This is a genomic window from Streptomyces sp. NPDC058291 (assembly GCF_042880855.1).
Lineage (GTDB): Bacteria > Actinomycetota > Actinomycetes > Streptomycetales > Streptomycetaceae > Streptomyces.
On record NZ_JBHVYK010000063.1, the window covers coordinates 35,764 to 47,412 of the forward strand.

11 protein-coding genes are annotated in these 11,649 nt (G+C 71.0%); 4 read left to right on the forward strand and 7 right to left on the reverse strand.

What is annotated here, in order from left to right:
* Nucleotides 1-42: 42 nt before the first annotated feature.
* From ACFVYK_RS27160 to ACFVYK_RS27185, 6 genes are all read right to left on the reverse strand, one after another.
* Complete coding sequence (locus tag ACFVYK_RS27160) at nucleotides 43-399, reverse strand: putative leader peptide (protein ID WP_389778505.1); 357 nt, start codon at nucleotides 397-399, stop codon at nucleotides 43-45.
* A 10-nt stretch (nucleotides 400-409) separates the two neighbouring features.
* Complete coding sequence (locus tag ACFVYK_RS27165) at nucleotides 410-2,134, reverse strand: FAD-dependent monooxygenase (protein WP_389778523.1); 1,725 nt, start codon at nucleotides 2,132-2,134, stop codon at nucleotides 410-412.
* Nucleotides 2,135-2,310: 176 nt separating this feature from the next.
* Nucleotides 2,311-3,222 carry an amino acid ABC transporter permease gene (locus ACFVYK_RS27170; RefSeq protein WP_389778507.1) on the reverse strand — a complete coding sequence of 304 codons (912 nt, stop codon included), beginning with the start codon at nucleotides 3,220-3,222 and terminating at the stop codon, nucleotides 2,311-2,313.
* On the reverse strand, nucleotides 3,219-3,884 hold the full coding sequence (locus tag ACFVYK_RS27175; protein ID WP_389778508.1) for an amino acid ABC transporter permease: 666 nt from the start codon (nucleotides 3,882-3,884) through the stop codon (nucleotides 3,219-3,221). Before ACFVYK_RS27175 ends, ACFVYK_RS27170 begins: the two co-directional genes overlap by 4 nt.
* Nucleotides 3,885-3,994: 110 nt before the next feature.
* Entirely contained in the window at nucleotides 3,995-4,861 is an 867-nt protein-coding gene (locus tag ACFVYK_RS27180; protein WP_389778510.1) for a glutamate ABC transporter substrate-binding protein, read from the reverse strand.
* Between the two features lie 61 nt (nucleotides 4,862-4,922).
* On the reverse strand, nucleotides 4,923-5,699 hold the full coding sequence (locus tag ACFVYK_RS27185) for an amino acid ABC transporter ATP-binding protein (protein ID WP_389778512.1): 777 nt from the start codon (nucleotides 5,697-5,699) through the stop codon (nucleotides 4,923-4,925).
* Nucleotides 5,700-6,044: 345 nt separating this feature from the next.
* On the opposite strand from ACFVYK_RS27185, the gene ACFVYK_RS27190 reads away from it, so the two are divergent.
* Nucleotides 6,045-6,731 carry a response regulator transcription factor gene (locus tag ACFVYK_RS27190; RefSeq protein WP_389778525.1) on the forward strand — a complete coding sequence of 229 codons (687 nt, stop codon included), beginning with the start codon at nucleotides 6,045-6,047 and terminating at the stop codon, nucleotides 6,729-6,731.
* Between the two features lie 13 nt (nucleotides 6,732-6,744).
* The gene (locus tag ACFVYK_RS27195) at nucleotides 6,745-8,154 is read left to right on the forward strand and encodes an ATP-binding protein (protein WP_389778514.1); all 1,410 of its coding nucleotides are present in this window, start codon (nucleotides 6,745-6,747) and stop codon (nucleotides 8,152-8,154) included.
* Between the two features lie 10 nt (nucleotides 8,155-8,164).
* On the opposite strand, the gene ACFVYK_RS27200 is transcribed toward ACFVYK_RS27195, so the two are convergent.
* Nucleotides 8,165-9,163 carry a TAXI family TRAP transporter solute-binding subunit gene (locus ACFVYK_RS27200; protein ID WP_389778516.1) on the reverse strand — a complete coding sequence of 333 codons (999 nt, stop codon included), beginning with the start codon at nucleotides 9,161-9,163 and terminating at the stop codon, nucleotides 8,165-8,167.
* Between the two features lie 122 nt (nucleotides 9,164-9,285).
* On the opposite strand from ACFVYK_RS27200, the gene ACFVYK_RS27205 reads away from it, so the two are divergent.
* Together ACFVYK_RS27205 and miaB are read left to right on the forward strand one after the other, a co-directional pair.
* Nucleotides 9,286-9,690, forward strand: coding sequence for a MazG nucleotide pyrophosphohydrolase domain-containing protein (locus tag ACFVYK_RS27205; RefSeq protein WP_389778517.1), 405 nt, complete (start codon nucleotides 9,286-9,288; stop codon nucleotides 9,688-9,690).
* A gap of 392 nt (nucleotides 9,691-10,082) precedes the next feature.
* A complete protein-coding gene (miaB, locus tag ACFVYK_RS27210) occupies nucleotides 10,083-11,612 on the forward strand; it encodes a tRNA (N6-isopentenyl adenosine(37)-C2)-methylthiotransferase MiaB (RefSeq protein ID WP_389778519.1) in 1,530 nt (509 codons plus the stop codon).
* The last annotated feature ends 37 nt before the right edge of the window (nucleotides 11,613-11,649 follow it).

An 11,649-nucleotide genomic window follows, 5' to 3' on the forward strand; every position in this document is an offset into this window, starting at 1 on the left:
GCGCTACGGCGGCGCGCGCCGGTGGAAGAAGGGGGTGCGAATTCAGCAGGACGGACGACACACGCAGCCCGCATAGCGGACGAGGTCCATGTGGACCCTCCGCCACAGGCGCACATCGGTGTCGGTCACGATTCGGAGTACACCATGTCGGTGCACGTCGGTCAACTCACCGTCACCATGTGGACCGCACGGTGACAGCGTGTGGGTCATACGACCCACACGAGCGTCGGCAGGCGGCGAGACCCGCAGCGGGACCTGCGGAGCACCTGCGGAGAGACTCGCCGCGGGGCGGCCCGCGGCGAGGGCCCGGCGACGGGCCGCGCCACGGCCGGTGTTCCTCGGCGCGACGCGACGGCGCGCGGGGTCCCCGTCTTCACCCCGGCGCCGCCCCGCGGACATCGCGCGGACGTCACTTGGCCGCGCTGCTCGCCGCCGCGCCGGCCGCCGACGCCTCGTGAGTTCCCTGAGCGCCTTGAACGCCTTGCGCGCCTTGAGCACCCTGAGGGTCTTGTGTTCTCGCGGGGCCGCCCAGGGCCGCCTCCGCCGCCGCGTACAGATCGGCCGGGCGGACCCCGCCGAGCGCGGCGACCAGATGGCCGTCCGGACGGATCAGCAGGACGGTGTGGGCGGCCGCGCCCGGGTAGCGCTCCGCCACCAGGAGCTCGGCAGGGCTCGGCAGGGCCGTCACCGCGGCGGCCAGGCGGGGCATGATCCCCGCGCTGACCCAGTGCCGGCGCTCCCACACACCGGTGCCGGGCGCGATCAGCAGGACGAGCAGCGCGCCGCGGCCGAGGCGGTCCCGCAGCTGTACGAACGAGCCGTCCTCCGCCGTCACGCGGACGTCGTGGACCTGTGCTCCCGGAGGCGTGTCCACCGGCGCCTCCGCCTCCAGGTGGCGGGTGGCCAGCGGGGACTGCTCGTAGGTGCCGGCCGCGCCCAGCGGCCCGCGTCCCAGGTGGCCCTCGGCGAACAGCACGTCGTGGCCGCGGGCCGCGCCGGGCACGAACGCCCTGATGCCGCCCGCGCCGCGCAGCAGCGGCAGCGCCTGGTCGGCGGCGCGCAGCCGGGCGGAGACGACCGCGCGCCGCTCCTCCTGGTAGCTGTCGAGCAGCGCCTCGCGCGGCCCGTGGTGCCAGGCCAGGGCGAGCTTCCAGGCCAGGTTGTCGGCGTCGCGCAGGCCTTCGTCCAGGCCCTGCGCGCCGAACGCGCCGAGCAGGTGGGCGGCGTCCCCGGCGAGGAAGACGCGCCCCACGCGCCAGCGGCGGGCCAGCCGGTGGTGCACGGTGTGGACGCCGGTGTCGAGCAGTTCGTAGGCGGGCGTGGAGCCGCCGCTCCAGCCCGCCAGGGTCTCGCGGATGCGTGCCACGAGCAGTTCGGGCGTGACGAGGTCCTTGCCGGGCGGCAGCAGCCAGTCCAGCCGCCAGACGCCTTCGGGCAGCGGGCGCGCGGTGACCTCCCCGGCGGAGGGGCCGGACGTCCGCCACGGCGGTGTTCGATGAAGCAACGCCTCGTCGGCCCAGGGAAGTTCCACGCGCAGCGCGGCCACGGCGTGTCGTTCCACCGCGGTGCGGCCGGGGAAGCGGATGTCGAGGAGCTTGCGGACGGTGGAGCGCGGGCCGTCGCAGCCGACCAGGTGGCTGCCGCGCCACCAGGTGCCCTGGGGGCCACGGGTGTGGACCGTGACGCCTGAGGCTTCCTGCTCGACGCCGTCCACCCGGCTGTCCGCGACGACCTTCACCAGCCGCTCGCCCTCCAGGGCCGTGCGCAGCGCGCCGGTCAGCGCGTGCTGGGCGATGTGCAGCGGAGCGGGCTCGGCGGTGTGCAGCGGGGCCGGGCCGGTGCCGCCGACGTGGTCGGCGTCTTCGGCGTCGTCGAAGACGACCTCGCGAATCACCTGCTTGCGCCGCATCGAGCGCCATCCGGCCCAGCGCAGGCCGGCCGGGCCGAGGTCCGCCCCGGTGAGCCGTTGCACGAGGGCCGCGGTGTCCTCGCGCAGCACGACGGTGCGCGCGAGTCGGGGTTCGTCCTTGCCGGAGCCCTCGTCGAGCACCACGGACGGCACCTGCTGGCGCGCCAGTGCCAGAGCGAGCGTGAGTCCCACGGGCCCGGCTCCGACGATGATCACCGGGTCCACGGCGTGCCGCCCCCTGCCTTCGACGGTGTCCTCGCGGGCTTGGGTGAACAACGGGGTTGAGCAGGGTGCACGATCACAGAACGTATGCAACCCATTGTCGTTGTTTGCGTCAAGCGACGAAAGGCAGTGGCGCGCACGCCACTGCCTCCGTACCGGTCACCCCGCTTGAGTGTGCGTCAGATTCCGCCGCCGCCCGCGCCGGTGCCGTAGCTCCCGCCGACCTCGGCCGCGTTCAGGTCGTCGACCTTGTCGACGCCGAGGACCGCGCCCGTGCTGCGCTTGCTGCGCCGCAGCCGGCGCTCCAGCCAGCTCGCGAAGCTGGTCAGAAGGAAGTTCAGCAGGATGAAGATGACCGCGACGACGATGAAGCTCGGGACGACGTTGGCGTAGTTGGCCGCGAGCGTGCCACGGGAGTTGAGCAGCTCGGCGAAGCCGATCATCACGCCGCCGAGCGCGGTGTCCTTGACGATGACGACCAGCTGGCTCACGATCGCCGGGAGCATCGCGGTGACCGCCTGCGGGAGCAGGATGCTGCTCATCGTCTGGCCCTTGCGCAGACCGATGGCGTACGCCGCCTCCGTCTGGCCCTTGGGCAGGGAGAGGATGCCCGCTCGGACGATCTCGGCGAGGACGGCCGCGTTGTAGAGCACCAGACCGGTGACGACGGCGTAGAGAGGCCGCTCCGCGCTGCCGACGTTCGTGGAGCGGGCGTAGAACTCGTTGGCGAACAGCATCAGCAGCAGCACCGGGATCGCCCGGAAGAACTCCACCACGGTGCCGGACACGCCGCGTACCCACCGGTGGTCGGACAGCCGGGCGATGCCGAAGACCGCGCCCAGCGGAAGGGCGATGACCATGGCGAGCGACGCGGCCTTCAGCGTGTTGACGAGGCCGGGCAGCAGGTACGTCGTCCACGCCTCGGACTCGACGAACGGCTTCCACAGGGCGGACTCGAGCTGGTTCTTGTCGTCCATCTTCTGCCACACCCACCACAGGAGCAGCACCAGGAGGACGGCGAAGACCACCGAGAACAGGACGTTGCGCCGCTTGGCGCGGGGGCCGGGAGTGTCGTAGAGGACCGAGCTCATCGCTTCACCGCCAGTCGCTTGCCCAGCCAGCCGAGGATGAGGCCGGTCGGCAGGGTCAGTACCACGAACCCGAACGCGAAGACCGCGCCGATGAGCAGCGTCTGCGCCTCGTTCTCGATCATCGTCTTCATCAGGTAGGCGGCCTCGGCGACGCCGATGGCGGCCGCCACCGTGGTGTTCTTGGTCAGCGCGATCAGGACGTTGGCCAGCGGGCCGATGACCGAGCGGAAGGCCTGCGGAAGGACGACGAGGGTGAGGGTCTGGGTGAAGCTCAGGCCGATGGCCCGGGCCGCCTCCGCCTGGCCGAGCGGCACGGTGTTGATGCCGGAGCGGACCGCTTCGCAGACGAACGCCGCCGTGTAGGCGATCAGACTGAGCACGGCCAGCCGGAAGCCCTGGACGTCGAAGTCGTCGCTCCCCATGGTCATGCCGAAGATGTCGGCGAGGCCCAGCGAGCTGAAGAGGATGATGACCGTCAGGGGGATGTTCCGGACGACGTTGACGTAGACGGTGCCGAACCCGCGCATCAGCGGAACCGGACTCACCCGCATCGCGGCCAGCAGGGTGCCCCAGACGAGGGAGCCCACGGCGGAGACGGCGGTGAGCTTCACCGTCATCCAGAACGCCCCCAGGACGTCGTAACCTTCAAGAAAGTCGAACACGATCTCCCGCGCTTCCGGGTGGGTGGCGTATGAGGAGGGCGGGGCGCGCCGCCGCCGTGATCGCGACGGACGGCGGCGCACCGCACGTGACCCGCTGGGCTGAGCCGTGGTTACGAGGCGTTCGGGACGATGACGCCGATCTTCGGGGCCGGCTCGTTCTTGTAGTTCGCCGGGCCGAAGTTGTCCTTGACGGCCTTGTCCCACGAGTGGTCGCTGACCATCTGCTCCAGGGCCTTGTTGATCTTGTCGACGGTCGCGGTGTCGCCCTTCTTGACGCCGATGCCGTAGTTCTCGTTGCTCAGCTTCAGGCCCGCGAGCTTGAACTTGCCCTTGTACTGGTCCTGGGACGCGAAGCCGGCGAGGATCGAGTCGTCGGTGGTGACCGCGTCCACGGCGCCGCTCTGCAGGCCGGCGATGCACTCCGAGTAGGAGCTCACCTTCTTGAGGTTCGCGTCGGGGGCGATCGTCTTCTTGACGTTCTGCGCAGAGGTCGAGCCGGTCACGGAACACAGCTTCTTGCCGTTGAGGTCCGTGCCCTTGGAGATGTCCGAGTCGGACTTGATCAGCAGGTCCTGGTGGGCCAGCAGGTACGGGCCGGCGAAGTCGACCTTCTTCTTGCGCTCGTCGTTGATCGAGTAGGTGGCCGCGATGAACTTGACGTCACCGCGCGAGAGGGCGTTCTCGCGGTCGGCGCTCTTGGTCTCGACGAACTCGATCTGGTCCGGACCGTAGCCCAGCTGCTTGGCGACGTACTTGGCGACGTCCACGTCGAAGCCGGCGAACGATCCGTCGGGCTTCTTGAGGCCGAGGCCGGGCTGGTCGAACTTGATGCCGACCTTGATCTTGCCGCCGCCACCGCTGCCCGTGCCGGCGCTGCTGCTCGTGCCGGTGTCCTTGTTGTCGCCGCCGCACGCGGTGGCCGTCAGGGCGAGGACGAGGGCTGCGGCCGAGGCGGCGGTGACCTTGCGAAGCTTCATGGAGAACGTCCTTAGAGAGTGATGAAGTACTGCCGGCGTGCGGGTTCCGTCAGGCTGCGGATCAGTGGTGCAGGATCTTCGACAGGAAGTCCTTGGCACGGTCGCTGCGCGGATTGCTGAAGAACTGGTCGGGCGCAGCCTCTTCGACGATGCGACCGTCCGCCATGAACACCACGCGGTTTGCAGCCGATCGTGCGAAACCCATCTCATGGGTGACGACGATCATGGTCATGCCGTCCCGGGCCAGCTGCTGCATGACCTCCAGGACCTCGTTGATCATCTCGGGGTCCAGCGCCGAGGTCGGCTCGTCGAAGAGCATGACCTTCGGGTCCATCGCCAGGGCGCGGGCGATGGCGACGCGCTGCTGCTGGCCGCCGGAGAGCTCCGCGGGGTACTTGTCCGCCTGGGTGCCCACACCGACCCGGTCGAGGAGGGCGCGGGCCTTCTCCTCGGCCGTCGCCTTGTCGACCTTGCGGACCTTGATCTGGCCGAGCATCACGTTCTCGAGCACGCTCTTGTGCGCGAACAGGTTGAACGACTGGAAGACCATGCCGACGTCGGCGCGCAGCCGGGCCAGTGCCTTGCCCTCCTGGGGCAGCGGCTTGCCGTCGATCGTGATCGCGCCCCCGTCGATCGTCTCCAGACGGTTGATGGTGCGGCACAGCGTCGACTTCCCGGACCCGGAGGGGCCGATGACCACGACGACCTCTCCGCGGGCGATCGTCAGGTCGATGTCCTGGAGAACGTGCAACGCGCCGAAGTGCTTGTTGACGCTCTTCAGGACGACCAGGTCACCGCTCGTGACCGCGTCCTCCTTGGCCACCGATACTTCGGTCATCGCTCTGGGGCTCCGTCCTCCTCGGTTTCGCAGGACAGTAGTGACCCGCCGCGACCAGCGTCATTACATCTGAGGGGAATCTGAGCATCACGATCCGATAGCAATCGGACACCTGTCGTAGCGCTGGTGACCTGCGGGCGTATCGGCCGGATAACGGAAGCCGTGTGCAACCGGAAGTCGCTTGACGGCGTCCTCGTCCATCAGCGTGACTGCCATGATGCACACACGCGTGTGCGGCGGGCTTGGTGCACACACGCGTGTGCCGCGGGCTTCTCACGGGTCCGAGGACCGTGGGCCCGTCGTAGTGAGTCAGACCGCATGCCCGACGAACCGGAGGAGGCCGGGATGAGACTGCTGCTCGTCGAGGACGACAACCATGTCGCCGCCGCGCTGTCCGCGGTCCTCAAACGGCACGGTTTCGACGTCACCCACGCGCGTAGCGGCGAGGAAGCCCTGCAGGCGCTGGTGCCGGAAGGCCCCGGCTTCGGGGTCGTCCTGCTCGATCTGGGCCTGCCCGACCAGGACGGCTACGAGGTCTGCGGCAAGATCCGCAAGCGCACCGCCACACCGGTGATCATGGTGACCGCCCGTTCCGACGTCCGCTCGCGCATCCACGGCCTCAACCTGGGCGCGGACGACTACGTGGTGAAGCCGTACGACACGGGCGAGCTGCTCGCCCGCATCCACGCCGTCAGTCGCCGCACCGTTCACGAGGATCCGGCCACCGGCCAGGACAGCGCCCTGCGCCTGGGCTCCGTGCACATCGAGCTGCCCACCCGGCGCGTCACGGTCGACGGCGCCGCCGTCCAGCTGACCCGCAAGGAGTTCGACCTCCTGGCGCTGCTGGCCCAGCGCCCCGGCGTGGTCTTCCGCCGGGAACAGATCATCAGCGAGGTGTGGCGCACCAGTTGGGAGGGGACCGGGCGCACCCTGGAGGTGCACGTGGCCTCGCTGCGCGCCAAGCTGCGCATGCCCGCGTTGATCGAGACCGTGCGCGGCGTGGGTTACCGGCTCGTCGCCCCGGCCGCGTAGCGGGGGACCACGGTTGCGTACGCGTCTCCTGCCGCTGCTCATCGTCCTGATGGCGGCCGTGCTGCTGGCTCTCGGGGTGCCGCTGGCGATCAGCGTGGCCGGCGCCCAGCAGCAGAAAGTGGTCGTCGACCGCATCGACGACACCGCACGCTTCGCGGCGCTCGCCCAGTTCGTCACCGCCTCGTCGGGCACCGGCGACACCACGTCGGCGTCGACCGACGAGCGGCGCGAGACGCTCGCCCGGGAACTCGCCAGCTACTACGACGTCTACGGCATTCGGGCGGGGGTCTTCTACGGCACCGACACCCCCATGGCTCATGCCCCGCGCGACTGGTACCTCCCCGAATCGGGTGAGGTGCGGGACGCGTTCGACGAGGCGCTGCTCAGTCGTCGCAGCCATGATCCCCGGCAGGTGTGGCCGTGGCAGCGCAACCGGCTCGTCGTGGCCTCGCCGGTCATCCGGGACGGCGACGTCGTCGCGGTCGTCGTCACGGACTCGCCCACCGGGCCGATGCGCTCGCGGATCCTGCACGGCTGGCTGGTCGTCGGCGCCGGCGAGGTCGCCGCGATGCTGCTGGCCATCGGCGCCGCCCTGCGGCTGACCGGCTGGGTGCTGCGACCGGTGCGGGTCCTGGACGCCACCACCCACGAGATCGCGAGCGGCCGGCTGAAGTCCCGGGTCGCGGTCGGCGGCGGACCGCCGGAACTGCGGCGGCTGGCCGGGGCGTTCAACGAGATGGCGGACAACGTCGAGAACGTGCTGGAGCAGCAGCGCGCCTTCGTCGCCGACGCCTCGCACCAACTGCGCAACCCGCTGGCCGCCCTGCTGCTGCGCATCGAACTGCTGGCCTACGAACTCCCCGAGGGCAACGAGGAGATCGCGTCCGTCCAGAACGAGGGCAAACGCCTGGCCCAGGTTCTGGACGACCTGCTGGACCTGGCCCTCGCCGAGCACGCCGAGGCCCACCTGCGCGTCACCGACATCGGCGCGCTGGCCGCCGAGCGGGTGGCCGCCTGGGCGCCCACCGCCCAGGCCAAGGGCGTCCGGCTGGTCGGCGACTGCCCGCCCACCACGGCGTGGGCCGACCCGGTGACGCTCTCCAGCGCCCTGGACGCCGTGATCGACAACGCCGTCAAGTTCACGCCGGAGGGCGAGAGCGTCGAGGTCGCCGTCGCGGCCGACGGCGACACTTCGACCGTCGTCGTCACCGACAACGGGCCGGGCCTCACCGACGAGGAGCTCACGCGCGTGGGCGACCGTTTCTGGCGCAGCGGCCGCCACCAGAACGTCAAGGGCTCGGGTCTGGGCCTGTCCATCTCCCGGGCCCTGCTCGCGGCCGGCGGCGGCTCCCTGTCGTACGCGCGCCACGAGCCGAGCGGACTGACGGCGACGGTGTCCGTGCCCCGGTCGCCGAGGTCCTAGCGCCCGCTCCCTACGGCTTGACCGAGCGGTAGTAGCGCCGGGCGCCCTCGTGCAGCTTCAGCGGGTCGGTGTAGACGGCAGTGCGCAGGTCGACCAGCTGGGCGGAGTGCACGTGCGCGCCGATGCCGTCCCGGCTCCTGATCACGGTGCGGGTCAGCCACTCGGTGAGCCGGGGCGCCACGTCGGTGCGGGTGATGAGCAGGTTGGACACCGCGATCGTCGCCACGGTGGAGCCGTTCTGGATGGTCGGGTAGGCCGACTCGGGCATGTTCGTGGCCCGGTAGTAGCCGGTCGAGTCGTCCTGGTCGTGCATGCGGGCGACGAGCTCGGGGCTGATCGGCACGAACCGGAAGGTGAAGCTGTCGGCCAGTTTCTCCAACCCGGCCGTCGGCACCCCGCCGGACCAGAAGAAGGCGTCGATCTCGCCCCGCTTCAGCCTCTCGGGGCCGGTGTCGATGCCCTCGGACGCGGCCTCGATGTCCTTGGCCGGGTCCAGGCCCGCCGCCCTGAGCACCCGCTCGGCGATCAGCCGCACACCGGAGCGGGGCAGGCCGGTCGCCACGGTCCTGCCCCGCAGGTCCGCGATGGAGCGGATACGCGAGTCGCGGGGCACGACGAGCTGCACGTAGTCGTCGTACAGCCGGGCCACCCCGCGCAACCGGGCCGCCGCGCCGGAGTGATGGGCCTCGTACGTCTGCACGGCGTCGGCCGCGGCGATGGTGAAGTCGGCCTTGCCCGTCGTCACGCGCTCGACGTTGTCCGGCGACCCGTTGCTGGTCGTCAGGTCCACGTTCAGGTCGGGCATGTCCTTGGCGAGCGCGTCGCGCAGCCGGCTGCCGTACGCGTAGTAGACGCCGCTCGTCGTGCCCGTGCTGAAGGTGATCGATCCGCTCGGCGGCTCCTCGCCCAGCGGCAGCATCCACCACATCAGCAGCGCCAGGGCGACGACGGCGGCGGCAGCGCCCCCGAGAACGCCGCGCCTGCCGATGGGGGAGAACACCTTGGACATGCCCGCGATCCTGCCAGCCTCCGGGAGGTGCTGGCCAGAGCGGGGGCCCGGGCCCGGCCCCGAAGGGCTCCGGGGGGCTCGCGCGGACCGTAACTGTCAGCGGTCGTCGTTACAGTCGGTGCATGAGTGTTTCGCCCGCCGAACTGGTCCGTGAGTTCCACCGTGCCTTCGGGCTCGACGTCGCCACCACCCCGACTCAGGTGTCGCCGCGTCTCGCCGCGCAGCGCGGGAGCCTGCTCGCGGAGGAGGCGGCGGAGGTCGCCGAGGTGTCGGTGAGCGGTCCGCTGGACCGGTTGGCGCACGAGCTGGCCGACGTCGTCTACGTCGCCTACGGCACGGCCCTGGTGCACGGGATCGACCTCGACGCGGTGCTCGCCGAGATCCACCGCTCCAACATGACCAAGCTCGGCCCGGACGGCCAGGTCGCCCGCCGCGCCGACGGCAAGGTCCTCAAGGGCGAGCACTACCAGCCGCCCGACGTGTCCGAGGTGCTGCGTCGGCAGGGGTGGAGACCCGACGGCTCCTGACCCGGCCGGGCCGGCGCGCGGACAGCCTTCCCCATCCGGCAGGCGGGGGAGGTCGCCGTCCTCTCCGCCTGTCTGCCGCGGTGGGGCGGGGAACTCCGGCCGGGCTTGCGGTGACCCGGGCCGCCGGGCCCGCCTCAGTCGCCCACCGGCGTGTGCGGCCGCGCCTCGGCCGGCTGCTCCGGCTCTTGCGTCTGCTCCGGTGCGCCGGAAGCAGCGTGAGGTTCCCGGCGGCGCGCCCACAGCGCCGCGAGCGGCTCCGTGTAACGGGCGGTGAGGGGCCCAGCACCCCCAGGATCAGGACGTACGCCGTGGTCATCGGCCCGAGGGAGGGCTCGGTCCCGGCGGTGACGCGGGGCGGCGGGCGTTCTCCTGGGAGCGCCTACCCTTGAGCCATGACCAGCAGCAGCGACCGGAGCCTCGCAGTGGACGTCCAAGCCCCCAAGAGCTACGAGATCCGCACTTACGGGTGCCAGATGAACGTCCACGACTCCGAGCGATTGTCCGGGCTGCTCGAAGAGGCCGGGTACGTGCGCGCCCCCGAAGGGTCGGACGGCGACGCCGACGTCGTCGTGTTCAACACCTGCGCGGTGCGCGAGAACGCCGACAACCGGCTCTACGGCAACCTCGGCCGGCTCGCGCCGCGCAAGGCGAGCCGGCCCGGGATGCAGATCGCGGTCGGCGGCTGCCTCGCGCAGAAGGACCGCGACACCATCGTCAAGAGGGCGCCCTGGGTCGACGTCGTCTTCGGCACGCACAACATCGGCAAGCTCCCGGTCCTGCTGGAGCGCGCGCGCGTGCAGGAAGAGGCCCAGGTCGAGATCGCCGAGTCGCTGGAGGCGTTCCCGTCCACCCTGCCGACCCGGCGCGAGAGCGCCTACGCGGCCTGGGTGTCCATCTCCGTCGGCTGCAACAACACGTGCACCTTCTGCATCGTCCCGGCGCTGCGCGGCAAGGAGAAGGACCGCCGCACCGGCGACATCCTCGCCGAGATCGAGGCCCTGGTCGCCGAGGGAGTCTCCGAGATCACTCTGCTCGGCCAGAACGTCAACGCTTACGGATCCGACATCGGCGACCGCGAGGCCTTCAGCAAGCTGCTCCGCGCGTGTGGGGCCATCGACGGCCTGGAACGGGTCCGCTTCACCTCCCCGCACCCGCGCGACTTCACCGACGACGTCATCGCCGCCATGGCCGAGACGCCCAACGTGATGCCGCAACTCCACATGCCGATGCAGTCCGGCTCGGACACGGTGTTGAAGGCGATGCGCCGCTCCTACCGGCAGGAGCGCTACCTCGGGATCATCGAGAAGGTGCGCGCCGCCATCCCGCACGCGGCGATCACCACCGACATCATCGTGGGCTTCCCCGGCGAGACCGAGGAGGACTTCGAGCAGACGCTGCACGCGGTCCGCGAGGCCGGCTTCGCGCAGGCGTTCACCTTCCAGTACTCCAAGCGTCCCGGGACCCCGGCCGCGACCATGGAGAACCAGATCCCCAAGGAGGTCGTCCAGGCGCGGTACGAGCGTCTGGTCGCCCTGCAGGAGGAGATCTCCTGGGAGGAGAACAAGAAGCAGGTCGGCCGCACGCTGGAGCTGATGGTGGCCGAGGGCGAGGGCCGCAAGGACGGCGCCACGCACCGCCTGTCCGGCCGCGCCCCCGACAACCGTCTGGTCCACTTCACCAAGCCGCAGGAGCAGGTGCGCCCCGGCGACGTGGTGACGGTCGAGATCACCTACGCCGCTCCGCACCACCTCCTGGCCGAGGGCGCCGTCCTGGACGTGCGCCGCACGCGCGCGGGAGACGCCTGGGAGAAGCGCACGGCGGAGCAGGCGGCCAAGCCCGCCGGGGTTCTGCTCGGCCTGCCCAAGATCGGCGTGCCCGCGCCGCTCCCGGTGGCCACCGGCAGCGGCTGCGGCTGCGACTGACCCCGGCCGGGGCGCCCCGCCGGGGACATCCCGGCGG